A 22,924-nucleotide genomic window follows, 5' to 3' on the forward strand; every position below is an offset into this window, starting at 1 on the left:
AATATAAACACAGGTCGAAGTGAGTATTGTCCAATTTAGATAAACCAATTGGCTTAAGGGGGAGTATATGAAGGCTATATGTTTATCCGTCAATGTACATGACATTCATAGCTCAATGCTCAAATCCGCAATTTGGGTCTTAAGCTTATTGCCTGCAAGTCATCTATTTACTGAGGTCTGGCAAAATACAGAAGGAAGTAGTCAGATTGTCTTGGGGTTTATAACGTTTAGTATTTTTATAGCATTGAGTATTATTGGTTTTATTTATGCCTTATGGGCTTCTATGTTGCAGTTGAAAACTGAGGCAGATGATGAGGCAAGCCCATTAGAAAAACAATTGGTTAAGTTTTATCGCTATATGCCAATGTTGAGCTTAATGAGTATCGCTTCTTATTTAGCAACTCAATTTTAATGAATAGCTTGAAGCTAAAATAAAATACCGAGCAGATGCTCGGTATTTTATTTTAAGCGCGTATATTTTAAATACTGTGTACTGCAAGACTTGCCATTTGAACGGCTTCAGTTTAGACAGTGGGAGACGATTTATTATTTACTGTATCGCGCCACATCAGCATGCGCCAAAAAGTTGAGTCGTTTCAGAGCATGCTGACATGGATTAGCGTCTCGATTTAAATGAGATGTCATATTGGCGAGGGCGATATATCCAGCCCAATAGCAATAATAGTCCAGAGAGAATTAAAATCGGCCAATCGCCTAAAAGATTGTACCAAGTTCGTCCTTGCATCGCGGGCAGTTCACCACGTAGTACTAAGCTTTGGTCTTGTGGTGCTTGTTGTACAATATGACCTTGTGCATCAATAAATGCAGTAATGCCTGTATTGGTGGCACGTATAAACCAACGACCATTCTCTTTGGCACGCATTTGTACCATTTGTAAATGTTGCCAAGGTCCGTGAGTCCCGGTAAACCAAGCATCATTAGAAATTGTTACCAAGAAGTCACTGTTTATGGCATTGCGGCGGGTCAAGTTTGGGTAGGCAACTTCATAGCAAATTGCAGCGGCCAAAGCATATTGCTTCACCTGAAATGCGGCTTGATTGCTAGGTCCCGGACTTAAGTCGGTAAAGCCCATATTGCTGATATTGGGTAAAACCCAAGCCAATAAACCATGTAATGGAATATATTCGCCAAAGGGCACCAAACGCTGTTTTTTATACAGCCCATCTGCTTGGGCACCGCTTGCCATAATACTATTATAAAGTTTGTATTCACCGCTCTGCTGACTGGCGGGAATATCAAAGTAGGTAATCCCCGTTAACCAGCTACTCCCAGTGGCTTTACCCTGTTGATCCATTGCGAGTAAGAATGGTTGGATATCACTTTGTAGCATAGGAATGGAAGATTCTGGCCAAACAATCAGATCACGCCCCCATTCTGTACGGGTGAGGCGATTATAAATATCGAGCGTTTCCTGCTGACGTTCAACTAGCCACTTGATATCTTGTGGGATATTGCCTTGTACCAAAGAAACGTTTAAGGGTGCTGTGTTCTTTGGACTAACCCATTGCACTAGACTCAAACCCCATGCGCCCAGTAAAACAAGTAGGCTCGGAATGATCCAGATTAAACGACGTCGTAATATTTCTACCAAAGCACAGCCGAGGAGTACAGCAACAAAAGAGACGGCAAATACACCAAATGCTGGAGCATAAGCATCTAAGCCATATTCAGTAAAGGCATAACCGACAAATAACCAAGGGAAACCGGTGAATAGCCAAGTTTTACACCATTCAAAGAGCACCCAAAGCGGTGCAAAGGTCAGTGGCGTCTCGGGGAAGAAACGGCGATAGATAAAAGTTTGTACCGCACTAAACAAGCCCATGACCAAAGCCATGAGGGCAATGAGTAATGTTGCCCAGACTGCTGCAATGTTGCCATAGACATGGATTGAGGTATATAACCAAAATGCACCAACAAACCATAAACCAAAGCCATAAGCCCAACCAATAACAAAAGCTTGTTTGGCACTACGTTGTCTAAGACAGGCATAGAGTAGGGCGGGGGATAGAATGGCGAGCCACCACCAGTAGAATGGTGCCAAAGCAAGACTCAATACACCACCTGCCAATAATGCCGTGATGAGTGGGTAGATGAAAGCTATGGGACTAGATTGATTTTTAAGTTTGTCGAAATAGCTTCTCATCCCCGTGTGGCTCTCACCAAGTGAATACTACGAGAATCAGCTTGTAAGATGGTAAAGGTCCAATCGTCAAGCTCAATGACTTGTCCTTGTAAATCACTTACTAAGCCAATTTCTTGTAACAATAAGCCCGCTACTGTTTCCACGCCATCGTCTGAGAAGTTGGCATTGAGCAGTTCATTGAATTCTTCAATTGGGGTGAGTGCTTGTACAATCCAGCTGTTATGAGGGTGTTCTGGATCAGGGGTGATATAGAGCCCAGCCTCGACTTTGTCATGTTCGTCTTCGATCTCACCGACAATCTCTTCTAAGATATCTTCTAAGGTGACGAGACCAGAAGTACTGCCATATTCATCAATCACCACAGCGATGTGCGTTTGTGAATTTTTCAGTTGCCGTAGGACCTGATCCGAACGTGCGCTTTCAGGAACAAAGACGGGTTGACGCATCAACGCACGAATATCGACTTTGGCTTGTCGATCCATCAAGAAGGGCAGTAAATCTTTGGCCAACAAAATACCCACCACATTCTCGGGTTGATCCGCAGAAAATACGGGAAAACGAGAGTGTGCTGATTCGATGAGTACATGTAAAATATCTAATAATTCATCATCTTCTTGTAAACTGACCACCGCAGTACGCGGGGTCATGACTTCGCGAATTTTTGTAGCGGGTAAATCTAAAACCCCTTCAAGCATGGCGACGGTGTCTGGTTCTAAGAAACGCTCAGACTCTTGAACAAGCTTCAGCATTTCATCACGGTTTTCTGGCGTTGCGCCTAACCATTTTCTTAAACCGCGCATACCCCACGAAGGGCCTGATTCCTCGTGCATGATCTTTCCTAAAGATACGATAATTAATAAAGCAGATTTAATCATACCGTAGAAAATACAGATGTCTATCTCTATTGCTTAACGCTTTGTGTTATAGCAAGGCGGTGGAGGCTGAAGATATTTGTATGATATAACACTATGATCTGGCTATTAGAGCCAAGAAAGATGTAAAACTTATTCGCCAAATCATGTTGCGCGCACTAAAATAGCCGTCGTCTGCATATCGCGCCAAGCAAGTATAGAGAGTAGCAATGGCTTTAACGGATCAACTTCCCAATTTACAGTTAAATACCCGTGGTTTACGTTGCCCAGAACCGGTGATGATGTTGCATCAAGCCATTCGTAAAGCAAAGTCTGGCGATATTATTGAAATCTTTGCCACCGATAATTCAACCTCTTGGGATATTCCCAAATTTTGCTTACATCTGGGGCATGAACTGTTATTACAAGAAGAACGTTTAGATGATGCTGGGCAAAAAGAATTTCATTATCTGGTTAAAAAAGCCTGAGTGACTTATAGCAAAGAGGCTTAAAAAGTCCAAGTCAAGTATTGAAAACAATGGCTTTTTAGACTGTTTAGTACAGTCTAAACTCAGCGAATACAAGCTCAACTCAGCAGAGACGAGTCCACACATCAGCAACAGGCGAGTGATCGAACTCGCCTGTTACTGTTTATTGATTTCTATTTTAGCGATCTCTATTCTTATCGATCTATGGCTCTTACATCTTTACATATTGTCGCGTTTACATATTGTCGAGCGTATCCCAACGTTCAAGTTTCTCTAACAGTAAATCGTCAATTTCTGCCAAACGTTGTGATGCCAAAGTCGCAGCATCGCTATCCCGTACAAACCAGCTGCCATCTGCCAATTGTTCGGTCAGCGTTGTTTGCTCACGTTCTAAGGCTTCGATTTCACCCGGTAAGGCATCTAGTTCACGTTGCTCTTTATAGCTGAGCTTGGCTTTTTTGGCAGTATTGTCGGCTTTAGCAGGGGGCGTGCTTTTGGCGGGTTCCGCAACGGCCTTACGTGGATTATTGGCAGTTGCGTCTGTGCTTGGGCGTTGCTGTAAATAGTCTTGATAACCGCCAATATATTCTTGAATGCCACCTTGACCATCAAAGACCCATGTAGAACTGACTACATTGTCCATGAAAGCTCGGTCATGGCTGATCAATAACAGCGTGCCTTTATATTCGCTGAGCATTTCTTCGAGGAGTTCTAAGGTGACCATGTCCAAGTCGTTGGTCGGCTCATCCATCACAATCAGGTTGGACGGTTTTAGCAGTAATTTGGCCAATAAGACACGGTTTCGTTCCCCACCCGAAAGGGCTTTGACAGGAGTTCGTGCGCGTTCTGGTGAGAATAAAAAGTCTTGTAAATAGCTATAGATATGTCGACGTTGTCCATTGACATCAACAAAGTCAGAACCTTCTGAGACGTTATTGGCGACTGATTTTTCCAAGTCGAGTAAATCTCGTAATTGATCAAAATAAGCAATTTCTAATTGCGTACCAATTTTGACCTGCCCACCATGGGCAATTTCACCCAAAATGGCTTTGATTAAGGTGGTTTTTCCTACACCATTGTCACCGACTAAACCAATACGATCGCCACGTAGCACAATGCTCGAGAAGTCTTTTACCAAGACATGATCGCCATATTGCACCGACAAGTTTTCAATATCAAACACCAGCTTGCCTGAACGCGAGGCTTCTTGGGTATTCATATTGACTTTGCCTTGTTGGAAACGGCGTGCTTTAGATTCTTCACGCAAGGCTTTCAGCGCACGTACACGACCTTCATTACGGGTACGGCGTGCTTTGATGCCTTGACGAATCCACGCTTCTTCTTCGGCGAGTTTCTTGTCAAATAAAGCATTCTGTTTTTCTTCAGCTTCAAGCTGTTGATTTTTGAGTTCGAGATAACGTGAATAGTTGCCTTCATAGCTGCGTAATGTGCCGCGATCTAGCTCCACGATACGTGTTGCCAAGCGATCAACAAAAGCACGGTCATGCGAGATAAATAACAGGGTAAGGTTATTTTGATCGAGTAAGAATTTTTCTAACCATTCGATGCTTTCTACGTCTAGATGGTTGGTTGGTTCGTCCAGCAATAACACATCTGGTTGGGTCAGTAGCGCACGTGCCAATAAGACCCGGCGTTTACGTCCCCCAGATAGTTCAGCCAAATCGGCTTCTGGGTCTAGTCCCATTTTACTGAGCAATGCATTCACTTTATTTTCCAGCGCCCAACCGTCGAGTTGATCGAGTTGATGCTGTAGATCACCCATTTTTTCACAGGCTTGCATATCCCCTAACACACAGGCATCATTGGCGGCATGGTAGGCTTTCAGCACTTTGGCCGCTTCACCTGCACCATCGGCAACGATATCGGCAACCTTGCCGTGATCAAGCGGTACGTCTTGTGCCAACATCGCAACAGTTAGTCCGTTTTGAATGGAAATTTCGCCATGATCGGCTACGATACTACCTTCAATCAATTTGAGTAGGGTCGATTTTCCTTCGCCATTTCGCCCAATTAAACATACACGTTCGCCGCGTTCTAAGCTAAAGTGTGCGCCATCCAAGAGGGCTGGACCACCAAAAGCAAGTTGAACATCCCTTAACGTAATATAGGCCATAGCGTGTTTTCCGAGATTAAAAGTGAGGACTAAAAAATGACTGAACAAAACAATATACAGAACCAGGCGTCATTTTCCGCAACCCTAGAAGATTTGCAAGTCCGAATTACATTTTTGGATGATTTAGTTGAACAATTAAATGAGCAAGTCGCGCGGCAAAATGCTGAAATATTCGATTTACATAAGAAAATGCAGTTGTTGTATCAACGTATCGAGTCTGCCGATCTCTCTGAGGGAATTGCTGCCTTTGATCCGAATAGCAATATTCCACCGCACTATTAAAGTCAAATGCTGCGATGAAGTCAAACCGCATAGCATTCATGGACCGAGCATTGACCTCGTCCTATATGCGCTGCTTTGCACTAAAATGCCTGCGGATCAGTTACAAATCCCTAAAATGTCCAGTACCGGTATTTTAGGGATTTGTGTTGTTGCTTTTGGACTTGTTTTGTTACTTGGTGAGCGGATTAACTCCCAAATTTGCCATAACGCTGACGGTCGGAAAAAACCAGCACGATGCGTTTACCTTGATGCTCGTAGGGATAATACAAGGTATAGTTGCCATCTTTGGATTCAAAGTATAGCTTTTGCTGCTGTTGCTGGAAGACTGCATTGAGGTAGTCTTTTTCGGCAAGGCTTAAACGTTGTACATAGTGTTTTTTGTCCAATAAGACCCGTTGTAATGGTTTTTCATTGGACGGCTGTGTCTCTATTGCTGTTGCTACTTCGACGACCTGTTCTGCAGCCTGTTCTACTTCATCTGCATCTGCAGCACGAACAGTTTGCATCGGATAGTTTTTGGAAAAACTGAGATAGACTGGACTATGATCGATTTGATCAGGCACGACCACGCTGAGATCAGCAAAAGAGTTGTCTAATAGACTCAAGAACTCCAGATGTTCTGCGCTATTTACAATATATGGCGCATTAAATTGATAATTGCTAAGCTGTTGGAAACGTTGTGGCTGGGTTTGCAGCATTTGTTCTGCTGTCGCAATAAAAATCTGTTTTTTCTTTTGTGCACTGAGGTAGTCTCCAGCAAACAATAAGGCTGCAAGCAGTGGAAATAACAGTAGCAGCGCAATGAGCAATTTACGTGGTGGAGGTTGTTGTCGTGCTGTTTGATCACGTTCGGCAATGCGGGTTAAATTAAACATAATATTCAGCATAAGTGCGCCGGCCATGAGAGACAAAATCCCAAAAATGCTCATGAGAAAAGTATTACTGAGTTGTTCTCTGAATATTTTTAAACCAAAGATGGAAACAAGACTAAAACTAAATACCCAATAAATTAAAAGTAGTATCGCCACTAAGCCAATAATGTTGCTAATTTTTACGAGAAATTTTGAATTCATTGTTATGCTTTATTCGATCAAGGCAATATTTACATCTTGCCTTTTCTACTATGCTTGTGCAACTCTAATAATAGAACAAAGGTGACTTATGGAAAATATTGGGCTTTGGGTAACCATTTTAATTGTGGTTTTTGTATTGGGTTCCATTGTTGGGTTAAGAGTTAGCCCACGCGAAAAAGCTTTGGGGATATTGCGTGACAAAGCTCGGAAAATTGGTCTACATCCACGTCTAATCGCGGCGCCAGAGTGGACTAAAATTCCTAAGGCCAGTGAAAATCGTGCCAGCATGGTGGCATATTATAGCGTTCTCATACCGCAAGCTCAGTTGCCATTGATGCGTGCGCGCGTTGAGCAGCAACAGCTAGAAGTTGTGCAGGGTGATGATAAATTTAATCATTTACCGATTACTTTAGCCGGAATTTATGCTATTGATATGCAGGCAAATTGTGTGGGCATATACTGGGACGAGCAAAGCGACCTAAAAGCGACGCAATTAGAGCAAATGAAGGCATTTTTACTTTCATTGGCAGAACTTTAAGTTTTAAATTAAATTTTAAATTTATTATAGATAGGGTTAACAGTTTATTATGGCGAAAGCTCCTCAATCCACTCCTGACAATAACACAGTAAAAGCCAATACTGGGGCAAAACGTGCCTTGGTGATTGTGGAGTCGCCTGCAAAAGCAAAGACCATTAACAAATATTTGGGTTCACAATATATCGTTAAATCTTCTGTCGGTCATGTACGTGATTTACCAACAGGCGCATCAAAAAGCACCGAAAAAAAACCAGCAACACGCGCGCGATTGACGGAAGAAGAAAAGAAAGTCAAAGCGTGGAATAGCTTGGTGAATCGTATGGGAATTGATCCCGAACACGATTGGCGTGCCAAATATGAAGTACTTCCGGGTAAAGAAAACGTTGTTGCGGAATTAAAAAAACTGGCATCGCAAGTCGATGAAGTCTATCTGGCAACGGATTTGGACCGCGAAGGGGAAGCGATTGCTTGGCATTTAAAAGAAGTGATTGGTGGCGATGATACCCGTTATCAACGTGTGGTTTTTAACGAAATTACCAAAAACGCCATTCAAGATGCCTTTAAACACCCAGAACGTCTCGATACCAATAAAGTCAATGCACAGCAAGCACGTCGTTTCTTGGACCGTGTTGTTGGCTTTATGATTTCACCGCTGTTGTGGGAAAAAATTGCACGAGGTTTGTCCGCAGGACGTGTGCAATCGGTTGCGGTCAAATTGGTGGTCGAGCGTGAACGTGAAATTCGGGCATTTATTCCTGAAGAATATTGGCAAGTCTTTGCAGACACTGAAAGTGAAGCGGCGCAAATTCGACTCGAAGCGGTGAAGCAAGCGGGCAAAACGCTCAAGCTAAAAAACAAAGCACAGACCGATGCGTTATTGGCAATTTTAAAAGATGCCAATTACGTGGTGAGTCAACGTGAAGACAAACCCACGAAAGTCAATCCCAGTGCGCCTTATATCACCTCAACCTTACAACAAGCTGCCAGTACGCGTTTAGGCTTCTCGGTCAAGAAAACCATGATGTTGGCACAGCGTCTGTATGAGGCTGGTTTTATTACTTATATGCGTACCGACTCCACCTTCTTAAGCGACGATGCGGTCAATATGGTGCGCAGTCATATTGAAAAAGAGTACGGCGAGCGTTACTTACCGACCAAGCCAAATCGTTATGGCAATAAAGCCAATGCACAAGAAGCGCATGAGGCAATTCGTCCATCCAATGTGGCACTCAAGGGTGATCAACTTACGGGTACAGAGCGTGATGCACAGCGGTTATATGACTTAATTTGGCGTCAGTTTGTGGCATGTCAAATGACCCCTGCGGAGTACTTATCGTCTACTCTTTTGGTGACAGCTGCAGATGTGGAACTCAAAGCCAAAGGACGTACGCTAGTTTTTGATGGCTTTACCAAAGTGCGCGGTGCCAATAAATCAGATGATGATGTATTGCTGCCAGCAGTTAAAGTCGGTGAGCCGTTAAAGCTCAATAAACTTGATCCTTCTCAGCACTTTACTAAGCCACCAGCACGTTTTACCGAAGCATCCTTGGTCAAAGAACTGGAAAAACGCGGCATTGGTCGACCATCGACTTATGCGGCGATTATTTCGACCATTCAAGATCGTGGCTATGTTAAATTAGAAAACCGTCGTTTATTTGCCGAAAAAATGGGCGAGATCGTCACAGATCGCCTCGATGAGAGTTTTAATAATTTAATGAATTATGCTTTCACCGCAGATTTGGAAGGGCAACTGGATAAAGTCGCTGCGGGCGATCGGAACTGGAAAGAATTGCTAGATAGCTTCTATGGTGATTTTAAAAATCGCCTCAGTACCGCGCAAAGTGAACAAGGTATGCGTCGCAATGTGCCAGTAGAAGTTGAAGCAGTACATTGTCCTGAGTGTGACCGTGCCATGCAAATCCGTACTGGCACAACAGGTGTGTTTCTCGGTTGTTCCGGTTATAACTTGCCTCCGAAAGAACGTTGTAAGGGCACGCTCAACCTAACACCAGTAGAGTCTTTGGCGGTGTTGTCTGATGACGATAGTGCTGAAACAGCGGACCTGATGTCGAAAAAACGTTGTCCATGTTGTAGTACGGCAATGGATAGCTATGTTATTGATGGTGGTCGAAAGCTGCATATCTGCGGTAATAACCCAGACTGCGATGGCTATGAGCTGGAGCAAGGTGAGTTTAAAATTAAAGGCTATGATGGTCCGACCATTCCATGTGATAAATGCGATGGCGAAATGCAGCTCAAAACTGGACGTTTCGGACCATATTTTGCATGCATGCAATGTGAAAATACACGTAAAGTCTTGAAGAATGGTCAGCCTGCGCCACCACGTGTTGATCCGATCAAAATGGAACATTTGCGTTCAAGTAAGCATGATGACTATTTTGTATTGCGGGATGGCGCTGCGGGGCTGTTTTTAGCAGCCAGTAAGTTCCCGAAAATTCGTGAAACACGCGCACCTAAAGTTGCGGAGCTGCGTACAGTAGCCGCACAGCTTGATCCCAAATACCAATTTTTACTCGAAGCCCCTGATTGCGATCCAGAAGGTAATCCAACGATCGTGAAGTTTAGCCGTAAGCAACAAGTACAATATGTTGCTTCAGAAAAAGACGGTAAAGCGACCAAGTGGAGTATCTTTTATCAAAATGGTCAATGGGTTGATGCCTAAACTTTAATACTTAAGTTAATGCTGCATAGTGGGTTGGTTTTTTAACGAAGTACTTTCTTCCGCTGTCTTTTCTCACTCAAAAAGCTCACATGGTTGAGCTTTTTGAGTTTTATGTTCTGATCTGAATAGCTGTATCTGCTACAAGCTTTGCAGTTAATGTGTTAAGTTGAATAAAAATAAAATATAAAAACTTGATATTCATGGTTATATTTTATGGCTGTGCTTTTTTTGTGATGTGCTCTGTTCATTTTTAATTACTTTTAATCGTTAAATTTTCAAGGTAGTTTCAAGTGAATAAGATTTCTTTCACAACCCAAAGGAGCATCGTTATTGCTATGAAAGAATTAAACCCAGCACAAATCGAATGGGTATCTGGTTCAGGTATTTTCTCAGATGCAATCAGCAATATTGCTGGTGAAATTGGCGGTCAAATTGGTGGTCAGTTGGCAGGTGCATCTGGTAATAAAGAGCTGGCAACGTCTGTAGGAAAATACATTGGTAGTGGCATTGCCAATCTCGGTTTACAGATTGGTAAAACCATTAGTTCAGCTATCTTTTCATCACTTAAACCTTCCATTTCAAATATTTCCTCTGGAGCGAGCTAAGTCATCTTCTCCGTAGGATATTGCGTATTTTGTTTAACATTGTTTTATGGTTTCATCCGTCATATAGCTTAAGACTGAGCACTGCTCTTGGTCTGACTCAAACTGCTAGACAGTTGCTGCGGCATGCTGTTGCTATCAGTATTTTGATCATTTGAATAGAGTATGCTTGGGCATGCTCTATTTTTGTTTATGTTGTTTTTTCAGCAGCTGCGGCATCATCTCATCTCATCTCATCTCATCTCATCTCATCTCATCTGGTCGAGTATTGCCTGCCATGTATCGTTTTACCTTTTAATACTCTATGAGCAATAACAAGCTTTGCAGATGGTCTGCATTTGTACCGAAAAAGCATTACAGTGTGCTGCAAATATTTTGGTTAGGTTTAAAACATAATAAGCAACCCATACGCTGAAGACTGATGTCTGACCAAGATCCCGCCAATTCGATCTTTCGTAAAGAAGCTCTACAAGCCAATCGTAGCCGTTGGCATGCTAAGGCATTACTGGTCTCGGATTTACCGAGTACGGCCTTTGCGGTATTTGCAGTGTTGGTGTTATGTGTGCTGATTCTCTTTGTAGTCTTTGGGCAGTTTTCCCGACGTGTCAATGTACAAGGTGAGGTGGTGAGTTTCCCGCAACCCGTGAATGTGACTGCACCACAAGCAGGGCATATCATCAAGCTTGCACATAATACCGGGCAGTCTGTCGCGGCGGGTGATGTATTGATGCATTTAGATGTGAGTCGCAATAGTACAGCAGGAAATATTAGTCATGCTTCGGTCGACAGCATTCGGCAACAGATCTCAGATCATCAGGCGATGATGGGTTTACTCGAACACAATAAACAGCGCTCTTTGGTCGCGATGCAACAACAATTGGCGCAATACCGTCAAGTTCATCAGCGTGGCATACAACGTTTTTATGCTGCGCAAGTGGGGTTGAAAGAAATGCAGGACATCGCGAAAGATTATGCGCAATATCTTAAACAAGGACTGGTGAATCGGGAACAAGTCAATAATTTACGGCATTTATCTTATGAACGACAGACAGCAGTGGAGAATATCAGTGCCCAGCTTCTGCAATATGTTCTAGAAATCAATGAGCTAGAAAAGAAAATACAAACTGTTGTCAGCGATTTTGATCGACAAATTTTAGAACAGCAAGTGCAAGCCAAAGCATTGCAGAGACAACTCGCAGAAATTGCTGCAACAGATATTCTGGTGGTTAAGGCACCTCGAGCAGGTTATATCGAAAACATCATTGCTAGCGTGGGGCAGGTGGTACAGGCTGGTGATGCATTATTGCAATTATCAGCCGGATCTAAAGCACCGCATCGGACTTTCAGTGTGGTGCTCTGGTTACCCAATAGCGTACTGCCATATATTCGGGTGGGTGATCCAGTCAACTTGCGCTATGACGCTTTTCCTTATGAAAAATTTGGACAATTTCAGGCGGTTATTCAGCAAGTGTCGAAGGTGCCTGCCTCAAGCAATGAGTTAGCCAAATATGCTAGTGCGCCGAAAGATCAACAGGTCGCATTGTATAAAATTCAAATTCAACCCAGACATAAACATATCGAATGGCAAGGTCAAACCTTGCAATTGCACGCAGGTATGCAAGTGCAAGCGATATTATTTTTAGAAAAACGTCCGCTATATCAATGGGTTTTTAGTCCTTTTTACAGTCTTTCACAACGGATTGCTGGAGCAGACACATGACTAAAAAAACTGCGACAGATTTAAAGAATAGACTGTATTTAAGCTTTCGTGCACGCGTTCCCCAGCTTTTACAAACAGAACTCGCGGAGTGTGGTTTGGTCTGCCTGCTGATGATTTGCCGTTATTACCGCAAAGATATCGATTTACTGAGCTTAAGGCAGCATTATGATATTTCTGTACAGGGAATGAACTTGGCTCGCTTGATAGAAATAGCCAGTCAACTTAAGTTCAGTTCGCGAGCACTTTCGCTAGATTTACATGAATTAAATCAACTAAGAACTCCCTGTATTTTGCATTGGGATCTCAATCATTTTGTGGTGTTGGTTGCGGTAAAACACAATAAGGTCATTGTGCATGATCCAGCATTTGGGCGAAAAGTCTTGCGTCTGACAGAGCTTTCACAACATTTTACTGGGGTTGCTTTGGAGCTCTGGCCCACACCGGATTTTGATGTCAAAGCGCAACGGCAAAAAATCAGCTTTCGCGATTTACTCAAAAACATTGATGGCTTAGGGGGGAGCTTAAGTAAAATTTTCATTTTTTCACTGTTATTTGAAGCGATTAATCTGTTGTTACCTGTGGGGACACAATTGGTGATGGATCATGTAATTTTGGCCAAAGATGATGATCTGCTGACACTGATTTGTTTGGGGTTATTTATTTTTATTCTGATTCGTACCGTGATCGCGATGTTCCGTGCATGGATCACTGTATTGATGGATAGCCTGATCAATATTCAATGGCAGCAGAGCTTCTTTGAGCATCTGCTCAAATTACCTTTACAGTATTTTGAAAAGCGTAATCTTGGTGATATCCAATCACGTTTTATGTCATTACAACAGGTAGGGCAGACGCTGACGACAGGACTGATGGGGAGTTTGATTGACGCGTTGATGCTGACGGCTTTAGTGGTCATGATGTATCTTTATGGTGGCTGGCTTTTAGGGGTCGTGTTGGCTTTTACTGCGCTCTATGTGCTGCTGAGAATGCTGACTTTTCGTTTATATAAACAAGCTGCTGAAGAACAAATTATTAAACAGGCACGTGCCAATTCCAACTTCATGGAAAGTCTATATGCCATTTCTACAGTTAAAGCGCTGGGTTTAACCGATATGCGTACGCGCTTCTGGATGAATCTCAATATCGACAGTATCAATGCCGGTATTCGGGTCACCCGTCTAGATATGCTGTATGGTGGGATGAATAGCCTGATCGCAGCACTGGATCAAATTTTAATTTTATGGCTAGGCGCAGTGCTGGTTATGCAGCAGCAATTGACTTTGGGAATGTTTGTTGCTTTCAATTTATATCGTGCGCAGTTTTCAGATCGAGCAGCAAACCTGATCGATCTATTACTACAATTCAAAATGTTAGCTTTGCACAATGAACGTCTATCCGATATTGCACTTTCGCCAGTTGAGCCTCAACAGCAACAAACCTTGCATATCGCTTCTGGTACCCAAGGGGCTGCCAGTTTGGTGCTACAAAACTTGGGTTATGGCTATGACCGTTTATCGAGCCCTATTTTTGAACAATTAAACTTTAGCATTAACGCTGGTGAAAGTGTGGCAATTACGGGTGTTTCTGGGGTTGGAAAATCAACCTTACTCAAACTCATGACTGGACTGTTAGTGCCGAGCCAAGGTCGGATACTCTTCAATAACTGTGATATTTATCAGATGGGGTTGCAGCAGTATCGACAGCGTATTGCTTGTGTACTGCAAGATGACAAATTATTTGCCGGCTCTATTGCCGATAATATTTGTGCCTTTGATTTACACCCAGATATGGAGCACATCATTGCTTGTGCCAAAGCCTGTAATATTTTTGATGAAATCATGCAGATGCCAATGGGACTACAAACTTTGATCAGCGCATTGGGATCAAGTTTATCGGGTGGGCAAATGCAACGCTTGTTTATCGCACGCGCGTTATACCGTAGACCGAGTATTTTATTTATGGATGAGGCAACCAGTCATCTAGATGTAGACAATGAGCTGTGGATTAATCGGCAAATTCGGGCCTTAGCTATGACGCGCATTTTTATTGCCCATCGTCAATCAACCATTGCCAGTGCAGATCGCGTGTTGATGCTGCCCATGACATCGGTCAAATAAAACTTTAAGCTGGGGAGGCAAAGCAAGCATGTCGATTAAACTCTCACAGTTGGCGATGTTCTGTGCTGTAGTCGAAGAAGGTAGTATTTATGCTGCGGCAGAGAAAATGCATTGTGTGCCTTCGAATATCAGTGCACGTATCAAAGCATTAGAACTTCGTTTGGGCGTAGCGTTATTTCATCGTGAGCAACGCCGACTTTTTATCAGTGCTGAAGGGCGAGTGTTCTATCAACATGCTCAGCAGTTGTTACAACACAGTCAAAATTGTCTCAATCTTTTTCGCCAGCAACATATTGTAGGTCATTTAAAAATAGCAGTATTACCGAGTCTGGTGAGTCATTACCTCCGTCAGCCCTTATTGGCTTTTGTTGAGAAATATCCCAAAGTACAGTTGAGCATAACGCTGGGATCTAATCGCTCGTTATATCGAGATTTGATCACCGATCAGGTTGATGTGATCATGTTTGCTGGTCGGGTAGATCCACCAGAGCATCAGCTCTTGTATAAAATCTTGGCAACAGAACAACTCTATTGCATTAGCCCATATCGTCAGCTTAGCGTATTAAAGCGCCATGTTTCTCAATTAAGCTGTATTAGTCTAGGCGATGATTATGCTTGCCATACTTTTTTTTATGAATGGCTAACACAACAGCAGATGCAGTGTTTGGCACACTGGCAGATCGCTTCTGAGCAAATGAGTATTGCACTGCTACAACAATACCCTGCAATGACAGTATTGGCAGAGCACCAACTGTATTTGCTTAGCCCCACGGCGTTGGCGGTTATCGCTTTGCAACAAGCTCAACCTTATCAAATTGCTCTATGCTGGAAGAAAAATAATCTTTCGCCAGTGTTGCAGCATTTTCAGCAAATGTTTTAAGTACGCAGAGCAGATAGCATGCGAGCTATGCTGTTTTCGCCGCTGCTTATATATTCTTAAAAGTTTTGTTTGGTTTGAAAATTACAAACAATATTTGTTAGAGATCATAAAAAAATCATAAAAAAGATCATAAATACACGCTCTAAAACGCATAAAAGCCAGTCTCAGCTAGCTTTTATGCGATTGGGATTAGATGTAATTTATTGTTTTAACTTGGAATGATGTTATTCGATACATCAGCAGATTTTTTTCGTTTTAAGCGGCGATCCCAAACCTTTTCATGAAAGAAAAAGGCAAATGCTTGTACGGTTGGCTCTAATAAACTGAGTGTCATTGCCATCCAAAGTTGACCTGTCACCATATAAGCAACCAACATGGCTACCGTAATGTGCAAAATGTAATAACTAAAGGTCTTCTTTAAGGTCGTTTTGTTGTAGCGCAAAAATCTCTGAAAAAAAGACATAGAGTTTACCTCGCTGTCTAAAAAATATTACGTTAAATGATAATCATTATTAACTGCTATGTATAGCGATATTTGTAAAAATAATCTTTTTCTCGCAATTATTTTGTAAAAAGGCTTAATTCATTCCTAAAAGTTTATGAATCTATAAAAATGATAAATTAGATTTATGATAATTTGTCGCTATAATGATTGTATTAAAAGTACCCAGTCCTATGGAGTAACACGACATGGCAGGCAAAAAACCAACAGGCAAGACCTTATATGACAAATTGTGGGATGATCATTTAGTAAAACAACGCGATGATGGTTCGAGCTTGTTATACATCGATCGCCATCTTTTACATGAAGTGACTTCACCACAAGCTTTTGAAGGCTTGCAATTGGCAGGACGTCAACCGTGGCGTTTAAGTGCCAACATTGCCACCCCTGATCATAATGTCCCGACTTCTCATCAGGAGCGGGTACAGGGGATTGCCGGTATTGAAGATGATACCTCGCGCATACAAGTACAAACTTTAGATGATAACTGTAAGAAATTTTCGATTGCACAATTCGATATTCATGATATCCGTCAGGGGATTGCACATGTGGTTGGACCTGAACAAGGTTTAACATTGCCAGGTATGACCGTGGTTTGTGGTGACTCACATACCGCAACGCATGGTGCTTTTGCTTGCTTGGCACATGGTATCGGTACATCTGAGGTTGAACATGTTTTGGCTACCCAATGCCTTGTGCAAAAGAAAATGAAAAACATGTTGGTCCGTGTGGATGGTCAATTGGGTAGCGGCGTGACGTCTAAGGATGTGGTTTTGGCCATCATTGCTAAAATCGGTACGGCTGGTGGTACTGGTTATGCCATTGAGTTTGGTGGTCAGGTCTTTAGAGATATGTCGATGGAAGGTCGCATGACTGTTTGTAATATGGCAATTGAGGCTGGTGCGCGAGTCGGTATGGTTGCTGTTGATGACAAGACCATTGAATATGTCAAAGATCGTCCTTATTCGCCGAAAGGCGCACAATGGGATGCAGCCGTTGCTTATTGGAATAGCTTGCATTCAGATGAGGATGCTGTATTTGACCATGTGGTTGAAATTCGTGGTGAAGACATTGAGCCACAAGTCTCTTGGGGAACATCGCCTGAGATGGTGATCGCCATTTCAGCAGCAGTACCGACCTTGGAACAAGCGCGAGATGAGGTGCAGCGTAATGATTGGCAGCGTGCCTATCAATATATGGGCTTAAATGCAGGTCAAGCCTTAGCAGATATTCCATTGGATCGTGTATTTATCGGCTCTTGTACCAACTCACGTATTGAAGATATGCGTGCTGCTGCTGAAGTGATTCGTGGGCGTAAGGTTGCAAAAAGTATTAAACAAGCGATGATTGTGCCTGGTTCTGGTTTGGTGAAACAACAAGCTGAGCAAGAAGGTTTAGATAAAATCTTTATTGAAGCAGGTTTTGAATGGCGTGAACCGGGGTGTTCGATGTGTTTGGCAATGAATGCCGATAAATTACAGCCCGGAGAACATTGTGCTTCGACTTCAAACCGTAATTTTGAAGGGCGTCAGGGCAATGGTGGACGCACCCATTTGGTGAGCCCTGCGATGGCAGCGGCTGCAGCAATTGCGGGTCACTTTGTTGATGTACGTGGATTCTAAGGGGAAAATAACATGAAAGCATATACCGTAGAACAAGGTATCGCCGCACCTTTAGATCGTGCCAATGTCGATACAGATTTGATTATCCCAAAGCAATTTTTAAAGTCGATTAAGCGTACTGGTTTTGGTGTCAATTTATTTGATGAATTACGTTATTTGGATGAAGGTTACTTAGGGCAAGATAATAGCAAACGTCCGTTAAACCCTGACTTTGTTTTAAATCAAGCACGCTATCAGTCTGCCAATATCTTATTGGCACGCCAAAACTTTGGCTGTGGCTCTAGTCGTGAACATGCACCTTGGGCTTTGAGTGAATATGGTTTTAGAACCGTAATTGCACCAAGTTTTGCCGATATTTTCTATAATAACTGCTTTAAAAATGGCATGTTACCTGTTGTATTGGCTGAAGATATTGTAGATGAGCTATTTCAGCAATGTAAGGCTGAAGAAGGCTATCAATTAACAATTGATTTGGCGCAGCAACTTGTTATTCGCTCAGATGGTCAGCAATTTGCATTTGAAGTAGATCCATTCCGTAAACATTGCCTATTAAATGGTTTAGATGATATCGGTTTGACCCTACAAGCGGCTGAAGATATCCGCTCTTATGAGGATAAGGTGAAACAGCAGCGCCCTTGGGTGTTCCAAAATATTGAAGTTTAAAGCAGTTTTTAAAAATATGGCATGCACCTAAAAGTCTTGCTAACATGCAGAGCATCTTGTTGTTATGTTGTGACGTCATGATCGTTGGGTGGATGTATGATTAAGGGCTATGCGTGCCATGTTCTGCTTATTATTTTGGCTGTCTTGCTCAGTGCATGTCAGAGTACACAATTTGCGTATGAGAAAGCACGGATTAAGCACAGTGAGCAACCAGCTAAAACTAAAAATAGGGTAGAAGTGTACTGTAGTGGTGCGGTGAATTGTGAGTTTGCGCGCTTGGACAAGCTCAGTATTGTTGATGAAAAAAATAAACGCATTAATCCTGTCGCGATCAAGCAAGGCTATATTGGCTTGACGGGAGCAGCGCAGGACCGTAATGCCTTGTTCTTAAAAATATCGGCAGAACAGCATGAATTGGCAATTCGTTTTTATCCTATTTCACCACAGTATGCCGAAACCTTTTATATCATCCACCGTTTTACCCCGAAGCACCGATATACCTTTAAGCTATATCGACAACGTATTGCTGGGACAGGTAGCTTGCTTAATGTCTCAGCACCGACACCTTTGTGCATAGATTTGCTACAAGATCAAAAGACGATTCGCCGTTTTTGTCGACCTTACAATAGCTTAACTGGGGTAAGTGAGTTTGTAGAGCTCAAAATATAAATGACTGGGCTGCGAACGCTGTTGCATACATGTTAACGACTAAATGGAATACATATGAAAAAGCAAATATTAATCTTAGCTGGTGATGGTATTGGTCCAGAAATTATGGCTGCTGCAGAAAAAGTACTGCATAAAATCAATGCCAAATTACAGCTAGGCTTGAGTTGGGAACATGGTGTGTTGGGGGGTGCCGCAATTGATGCCCATGGCGTGCCTTATCCTGCAGCAACGGCGGCACAAGCAGAACAAGCTGATGCGATCTTATTGGGGGCTGTGGGTGGACCAAAATGGGAACAGATTGAGCGCTCTATACGTCCTGAACGCGGTTTATTGCAGATTCGCAGTGAATTAAATTTATTTGCCAATTTGCGCCCTGCCATTTTATATCCACAATTGGCTGATGCTTCTAGTCTTAAAGCAGAAATCGTGGCTGGTTTAGATATCTTGATTGTACGTGAATTGACCGGTGGAATTTACTTTGGTCAACCTCGTGGTATACGCGAGTTAGAAAACGGTGAAAAGCAAGGCTTTAATACCGATGTTTATGCTGAGTCAGAAATTAAGCGTATTGCCAAAGTTGCCTTTGAACTGGCGAGTTTACGGGGTTCAAAGGTCTGTTCTGTTGATAAAGCCAATGTCTTAGAAGTTACAGAACTTTGGCGTCAAACCGTAACTGAGTTGCAGCAAGCGGAATACCCAGACATTCAATTGTCTCATATGTATGTCGATAACGCAGCCATGCAACTGGTACGTGCGCCGAAACAATTCGATGTGGTGGTGACGGGTAATTTATTTGGTGACATTCTCTCTGATGAAGCAGCTATGTTAACCGGTTCGATTGGAATGTTACCTTCTGCATCTCTAGATGAAAAAGGCAAGGGAATGTATGAGCCATGTCATGGTTCTGCACCAGACATTGCTGGACAAAATATCGCGAATCCATTGGCAACGATTTTATCGGTGGCGATGATGCTGCGTTATACATTCCGTGAGGAAGAAGCAGCGAAAGCGATTGAGAGCGCAGTGGGTGCTGTATTGGATCAGGGTTTGCGCACAGCGGATATTATGTCTACAGGTATGCAGAAAGTGGGTACCATTGCAATGGGTGATGCTGTCGTTGCAGCATTAGATGCATTTTAAGGTCAGTATTTTTCTATGCCTAAAAACGTAGCCTAGGTGCTACGTTTTTTTATGGCAATTTTGAAAGAACGGCTGCGATCTATACGTCGCAAGTCTGGCATGAGGTACGCATAGTAAAATGTTGAGCGATGTAAATTTTGTCAATAAGCAGTTTCGGTTTAGGATGAATCTGTATCTTATCTCAGTGCGATGCGACTAGTGATTATTGGTATTAAACGGAGGTGATTATATGCCTGAGCGTCAGCAAAAATAGCTTTGCTAAGCCAAAACGCAGATACACAAAAAACACCCATGCAAGATTTGCTGAGTGTTTTATCGCGAATAGTGGATCGTTTACAGCACTGGTTTTAACTTTACAGCGCGACCAAAAATTGCTTATTGGCTATTCGCGGCATGTAAAACTTAACGGGCACGGTAAGTGATACGACCTTTGGTTAAATCATAAGGCGTCATTTCAACTTTAACACTGTCACCGGTTAAGATACGGATGTAGTGTTTACGCATTTTCCCAGAGATATGGGCAATAACTTCATGTCCATTTTCTAAACGTACGCGGAACATGGTATTGGGTAGCGTTTCGGTGACAACGCCTTCGAACTCGATTAGTTCCTCTTTATTGGCCATAACCTACCTAAAAATAAAAAATGATACGGTTGTAAAGGCGCAAATTATAGATATTTTTAAGACAAAGCACAAGTATTATTGTTGCTGGTACGCAGATCAGTCAGTTCAATAGGTGAACATAACACGAACGTCTTCCTACAAAAATTTGCGAATAATGATTGTCAGTATGGTCAATCGCGGCTAAGCTCTAAAAAATCTTTCAAGTAAAAATGAATAACATACAAGGATGGGAATAGCGTGAGTCAGCTAACTGATGCTTCTGTCGTACTACGATTAGGTTATCAAGCAATACGTCGAGCAGACCTACCCACAGAGGAAATTTTGACCAGGGCTGGTGTGGCGTTAAACATGCTTGAGCAAAATGCGCGTACCCCGCTCAGCGCACAATATGCCTTTTGGGTGGCTGCTGAAGAAGTCAGCAAAGACCCTGATATTGGTCTGCATTTAGGTGAGTATCTGCCTTTATATCGTGGGCAAGTCATTGAACATTTATTTATGAGTAGTGGTACTTTTGGTGAGGGCTTAACCCGAGCTTTGGCCTATCAACGTCTGATTAGTGATGCCTTCCATGCCAAGTTGGTGGTGGAAGAAGATGGGCGATGCTATCTCAGTAACGGTGTACAACCGTGGAGTAAAAGCATCGTCAATCGACATTTTTCTGAATGTGCAATTTCAGGCATTTTACGGTTTTTTAAATTTATTACCGAAGGACGCTTTCAACCGATTTACATCGACTTTGATTTTGCAGATGGCGCAGCAGAAGAGGAATATTTACGCGTCTATGAATGTCCCGTCAGTTTGGGGCAAAGAGAAACCCGTTTATATTTTGATGCGGCAGTCTTAACCCATCCCTTGTGGCAGGCTGAACCTGAATTGCTACAGTTACATGAACAGCTCGCGATTGAAAAGTTGCAAGAATTGGCGCGTTATGATCTGGTGGGGGAAGTACGCCGTGCCATTGGCGCCAGTCTGGAAAGTGGTGAAACCACATTGGAGACGGTGGCCGCGCAATTGCATATTACCTCTCGTCGTTTACGTACCCAGTTAAGTGAAGCAGACACGAGCTTTCAACAAATTTTGTCTGACTACCGTTGTCGCTTAGCCAAGAAATTACTCGCCAATACCAGTGAAAGTGTTGAGCGTATTGTGTATTTAACCGGGTTTTCGGAGCCAAGTACTTTTTATCGAGCATTTAAACGCTGGACCAATGAAACACCGGTTGAATATCGCAAACGCAAACAACGCTCTGCTTAGCGCTGATTAGATCGATATTGACGCTTAGCTCATTCAAATACATCATAACCAACAAGCGCCTCCATACAGGGGGCGCTTGTTGGTTAACGCTACATGCGAAGTCTGAGTGAGCGGGTTAATCCGGCATATTGAGCCACTGCGGTCCGAGTGGAATGTGCGGCAAATTAAACTGTGCAGGGTAGTCTGCATGGATAAAATACAGACCATCCGGTGGTGCGGTAATGCCAGCAGCTTTACGGTCTTGTGCCGCAAAAATCTCATCGATATGGGCAATGTCATAACATTCTTGCCCGATCTCTAATAAACAGCCCATGATGTTACGGACCATGTGATGTAAGAAGCCATCGGCTTGAATATCTAAAATGAGAAAAGGTCCATGCTGAATCAGACGGCAATGCTTTACATGGCGCACAGGCTGATTGGACTGACAGGCTGCAGCACGAAAGCTTTCAAAATTATGGGTGCCTTCAAATTTTTTTGCAGCAGCAATCATCTTTTCTACGTTGAGCGGGTAGTACGCATGGGTCACTTGCTTGTACAGTAGTGCCGGGCGACGCGGTGAGTGATAGACCACATAGCGATAACGGCGTGCTTGTGCTTTAAAACGCGCATGGAAATCTTGGTCCATGGCCTGAATCCATTGAATGGCAATATCTTTGGGAAGTTGACTATTTGCCCCCATGATCCAACCGCGTTCTGGGCGTATGGCTTGAGTATCAAAATGCGCCACCATATTGGTGGCATGTACGCCGGCATCGGTACGTCCTGCGCCATGTAGGCTAATCGGTTCGTCTGCGATCTTTGAGAGTACGGTTTCTATGGTTTGCTGAATGCTACGCACACCCGCTTGTTGCGTTTGCCAGCCACGATAGCGAGTTCCGCAAAACTCTATTCCAATTGCAAAACGTTGCATAGTGA

21 protein-coding genes are annotated in these 22,924 nt (G+C 42.9%); 14 read left to right on the forward strand and 7 right to left on the reverse strand.

All coding sequences use genetic code 11. The annotated features are described in order from the left end of the window. Positions 1 to 67: 67 nt before the first annotated feature. Positions 68 to 412, forward strand: coding sequence for a hypothetical protein (locus tag BFG52_RS01695; RefSeq protein ID WP_067551758.1), 345 nt, complete (start codon positions 68 to 70; stop codon positions 410 to 412). Between the two features lie 204 nt (positions 413 to 616). Here the strand turns inward: BFG52_RS01695 and lnt are convergent, their stop codons facing one another. Next, positions 617 to 2,164, reverse strand: coding sequence for an apolipoprotein N-acyltransferase (gene lnt / locus BFG52_RS01700; protein WP_067551761.1), 1,548 nt, complete (start codon positions 2,162 to 2,164; stop codon positions 617 to 619). Next, a complete protein-coding gene (locus BFG52_RS01705) occupies positions 2,161 to 2,994 on the reverse strand; it encodes an HlyC/CorC family transporter (RefSeq protein ID WP_067558994.1) in 834 nt (277 codons plus the stop codon). Before BFG52_RS01705 ends, lnt begins: the two co-directional genes overlap by 4 nt. Positions 2,995 to 3,245: 251 nt before the next feature. Here BFG52_RS01705 and tusA point away from each other — a divergent pair, with 251 nt between their 5' ends. Next, positions 3,246 to 3,503, forward strand: a complete 258-nt coding sequence (tusA, locus tag BFG52_RS01710; protein WP_067551764.1) for a sulfurtransferase TusA — start codon at positions 3,246 to 3,248, stop codon at positions 3,501 to 3,503. Between the two features lie 235 nt (positions 3,504 to 3,738). Here tusA and BFG52_RS01715 read toward each other — a convergent pair whose 3' ends face one another. Beyond that, positions 3,739 to 5,637, reverse strand: a complete 1,899-nt coding sequence (locus tag BFG52_RS01715; protein ID WP_067551767.1) for an ATP-binding cassette domain-containing protein — start codon at positions 5,635 to 5,637, stop codon at positions 3,739 to 3,741. 36 nt (positions 5,638 to 5,673) lie between these two features. Between BFG52_RS01715 and BFG52_RS01720 the strand changes: the two genes are divergently transcribed. Then, positions 5,674 to 5,919 (forward strand): SlyX family protein, encoded by a 246-nt coding sequence (locus tag BFG52_RS01720; RefSeq protein WP_067551770.1) that lies wholly within the window; start codon positions 5,674 to 5,676, stop codon positions 5,917 to 5,919. 185 nt (positions 5,920 to 6,104) lie between these two features. Here BFG52_RS01720 and BFG52_RS01725 read toward each other — a convergent pair whose 3' ends face one another. Continuing rightward, entirely contained in the window at positions 6,105 to 6,992 is an 888-nt protein-coding gene (locus BFG52_RS01725) for a hypothetical protein (RefSeq protein ID WP_067551772.1), read from the reverse strand. 88 nt (positions 6,993 to 7,080) lie between these two features. Here BFG52_RS01725 and BFG52_RS01730 point away from each other — a divergent pair, with 88 nt between their 5' ends. The 6 genes from BFG52_RS01730 to BFG52_RS01755 all read left to right on the forward strand — a co-directional run bounded on the left by BFG52_RS01730 (position 7,081) and on the right by BFG52_RS01755 (position 15,532). After that, entirely contained in the window at positions 7,081 to 7,530 is a 450-nt protein-coding gene (locus tag BFG52_RS01730) for a hypothetical protein (protein WP_067551775.1), read from the forward strand. Positions 7,531 to 7,579: 49 nt separating this feature from the next. Further along, the gene (topA, locus tag BFG52_RS01735) at positions 7,580 to 10,213 is read left to right on the forward strand and encodes a type I DNA topoisomerase (protein ID WP_067551778.1); all 2,634 of its coding nucleotides are present in this window, start codon (positions 7,580 to 7,582) and stop codon (positions 10,211 to 10,213) included. Positions 10,214 to 10,548: 335 nt separating this feature from the next. Beyond that, complete coding sequence (locus tag BFG52_RS01740) at positions 10,549 to 10,818, forward strand: hypothetical protein (RefSeq protein ID WP_067551781.1); 270 nt, start codon at positions 10,549 to 10,551, stop codon at positions 10,816 to 10,818. 418 nt (positions 10,819 to 11,236) lie between these two features. Continuing rightward, a complete protein-coding gene (locus BFG52_RS01745; protein WP_067551784.1) occupies positions 11,237 to 12,535 on the forward strand; it encodes an HlyD family secretion protein in 1,299 nt (432 codons plus the stop codon). After that, the gene (locus tag BFG52_RS01750; protein ID WP_067551787.1) at positions 12,532 to 14,652 is read left to right on the forward strand and encodes a peptidase domain-containing ABC transporter; all 2,121 of its coding nucleotides are present in this window, start codon (positions 12,532 to 12,534) and stop codon (positions 14,650 to 14,652) included. Before BFG52_RS01745 ends, BFG52_RS01750 begins: the two co-directional genes overlap by 4 nt. Before the next feature lie 28 nt (positions 14,653 to 14,680). Then, positions 14,681 to 15,532 carry a LysR family transcriptional regulator gene (locus BFG52_RS01755; RefSeq protein ID WP_067551791.1) on the forward strand — a complete coding sequence of 284 codons (852 nt, stop codon included), beginning with the start codon at positions 14,681 to 14,683 and terminating at the stop codon, positions 15,530 to 15,532. Positions 15,533 to 15,740: 208 nt separating this feature from the next. Here BFG52_RS01755 and BFG52_RS01760 read toward each other — a convergent pair whose 3' ends face one another. Further along, the gene (locus tag BFG52_RS01760) at positions 15,741 to 15,995 is read right to left on the reverse strand and encodes a DUF2061 domain-containing protein (protein ID WP_067551794.1); all 255 of its coding nucleotides are present in this window, start codon (positions 15,993 to 15,995) and stop codon (positions 15,741 to 15,743) included. A 227-nt stretch (positions 15,996 to 16,222) separates the two neighbouring features. Here BFG52_RS01760 and leuC point away from each other — a divergent pair, with 227 nt between their 5' ends. From leuC to leuB, 4 genes are all read left to right on the forward strand, one after another. Further along, positions 16,223 to 17,656 (forward strand): 3-isopropylmalate dehydratase large subunit, encoded by a 1,434-nt coding sequence (leuC, locus tag BFG52_RS01765; RefSeq protein ID WP_067551797.1) that lies wholly within the window; start codon positions 16,223 to 16,225, stop codon positions 17,654 to 17,656. 12 nt (positions 17,657 to 17,668) lie between these two features. Beyond that, a complete protein-coding gene (gene leuD / locus BFG52_RS01770) occupies positions 17,669 to 18,319 on the forward strand; it encodes a 3-isopropylmalate dehydratase small subunit (protein ID WP_067551800.1) in 651 nt (216 codons plus the stop codon). Positions 18,320 to 18,415: 96 nt separating this feature from the next. Beyond that, entirely contained in the window at positions 18,416 to 18,988 is a 573-nt protein-coding gene (locus BFG52_RS01775) for a hypothetical protein (RefSeq protein ID WP_067551803.1), read from the forward strand. Positions 18,989 to 19,042: 54 nt separating this feature from the next. Next, positions 19,043 to 20,128: a 3-isopropylmalate dehydrogenase gene (leuB, locus tag BFG52_RS01780; protein WP_067551806.1), complete on the forward strand. Its 1,086-nt coding sequence runs from the start codon at positions 19,043 to 19,045 to the stop codon at positions 20,126 to 20,128. Positions 20,129 to 20,530: 402 nt separating this feature from the next. Here leuB and infA read toward each other — a convergent pair whose 3' ends face one another. Beyond that, a complete protein-coding gene (infA, locus tag BFG52_RS01785; protein WP_001284370.1) occupies positions 20,531 to 20,752 on the reverse strand; it encodes a translation initiation factor IF-1 in 222 nt (73 codons plus the stop codon). Positions 20,753 to 20,989: 237 nt separating this feature from the next. On the opposite strand from infA, the gene BFG52_RS01790 reads away from it, so the two are divergent. Further along, positions 20,990 to 22,006, forward strand: a complete 1,017-nt coding sequence (locus BFG52_RS01790; protein WP_067551809.1) for an AraC family transcriptional regulator — start codon at positions 20,990 to 20,992, stop codon at positions 22,004 to 22,006. A gap of 115 nt (positions 22,007 to 22,121) precedes the next feature. Here the strand turns inward: BFG52_RS01790 and truA are convergent, their stop codons facing one another. Next, the gene (gene truA / locus BFG52_RS01795) at positions 22,122 to 22,919 is read right to left on the reverse strand and encodes a tRNA pseudouridine(38-40) synthase TruA (RefSeq protein WP_067551812.1); all 798 of its coding nucleotides are present in this window, start codon (positions 22,917 to 22,919) and stop codon (positions 22,122 to 22,124) included. Positions 22,920 to 22,924 lie beyond the last annotated feature (5 nt).

This window comes from Acinetobacter larvae, assembly GCF_001704115.1.
Classification (GTDB): Bacteria; Pseudomonadota; Gammaproteobacteria; order Pseudomonadales; family Moraxellaceae; genus Acinetobacter; species Acinetobacter larvae.

Coding starts and splice junctions, on each gene's coding strand:
- truA (WP_067551812.1), bottom strand. CDS start 22,919: ATGCAACGTTTTGCAATTGGAATAGAGTTTTGCGGAACTCGCTATCGT.
- tusA (WP_067551764.1), top strand. CDS start 3,246: ATGGCTTTAACGGATCAACTTCCCAATTTACAGTTAAATACCCGTGGT.
- lnt (WP_067551761.1), bottom strand. CDS start 2,164: ATGAGAAGCTATTTCGACAAACTTAAAAATCAATCTAGTCCCATAGCT.
- topA (WP_067551778.1), top strand. CDS start 7,580: ATGGCGAAAGCTCCTCAATCCACTCCTGACAATAACACAGTAAAAGCC.
- BFG52_RS01720 (WP_067551770.1), top strand. CDS start 5,674: ATGACTGAACAAAACAATATACAGAACCAGGCGTCATTTTCCGCAACC.
- BFG52_RS01725 (WP_067551772.1), bottom strand. CDS start 6,992: ATGAATTCAAAATTTCTCGTAAAAATTAGCAACATTATTGGCTTAGTG.
- BFG52_RS01755 (WP_067551791.1), top strand. CDS start 14,681: ATGTCGATTAAACTCTCACAGTTGGCGATGTTCTGTGCTGTAGTCGAA.
- leuB (WP_067551806.1), top strand. CDS start 19,043: ATGAAAAAGCAAATATTAATCTTAGCTGGTGATGGTATTGGTCCAGAA.
- leuC (WP_067551797.1), top strand. CDS start 16,223: ATGGCAGGCAAAAAACCAACAGGCAAGACCTTATATGACAAATTGTGG.
- infA (WP_001284370.1), bottom strand. CDS start 20,752: ATGGCCAATAAAGAGGAACTAATCGAGTTCGAAGGCGTTGTCACCGAA.
- BFG52_RS01740 (WP_067551781.1), top strand. CDS start 10,549: ATGAAAGAATTAAACCCAGCACAAATCGAATGGGTATCTGGTTCAGGT.
- BFG52_RS01750 (WP_067551787.1), top strand. CDS start 12,532: ATGACTAAAAAAACTGCGACAGATTTAAAGAATAGACTGTATTTAAGC.
- BFG52_RS01730 (WP_067551775.1), top strand. CDS start 7,081: ATGGAAAATATTGGGCTTTGGGTAACCATTTTAATTGTGGTTTTTGTA.
- BFG52_RS01695 (WP_067551758.1), top strand. CDS start 68: ATGAAGGCTATATGTTTATCCGTCAATGTACATGACATTCATAGCTCA.
- BFG52_RS01745 (WP_067551784.1), top strand. CDS start 11,237: ATGTCTGACCAAGATCCCGCCAATTCGATCTTTCGTAAAGAAGCTCTA.
- BFG52_RS01715 (WP_067551767.1), bottom strand. CDS start 5,637: ATGGCCTATATTACGTTAAGGGATGTTCAACTTGCTTTTGGTGGTCCA.
- BFG52_RS01760 (WP_067551794.1), bottom strand. CDS start 15,995: ATGTCTTTTTTTCAGAGATTTTTGCGCTACAACAAAACGACCTTAAAG.
- BFG52_RS01705 (WP_067558994.1), bottom strand. CDS start 2,994: ATGCACGAGGAATCAGGCCCTTCGTGGGGTATGCGCGGTTTAAGAAAA.
- BFG52_RS01775 (WP_067551803.1), top strand. CDS start 18,416: ATGATTAAGGGCTATGCGTGCCATGTTCTGCTTATTATTTTGGCTGTC.
- leuD (WP_067551800.1), top strand. CDS start 17,669: ATGAAAGCATATACCGTAGAACAAGGTATCGCCGCACCTTTAGATCGT.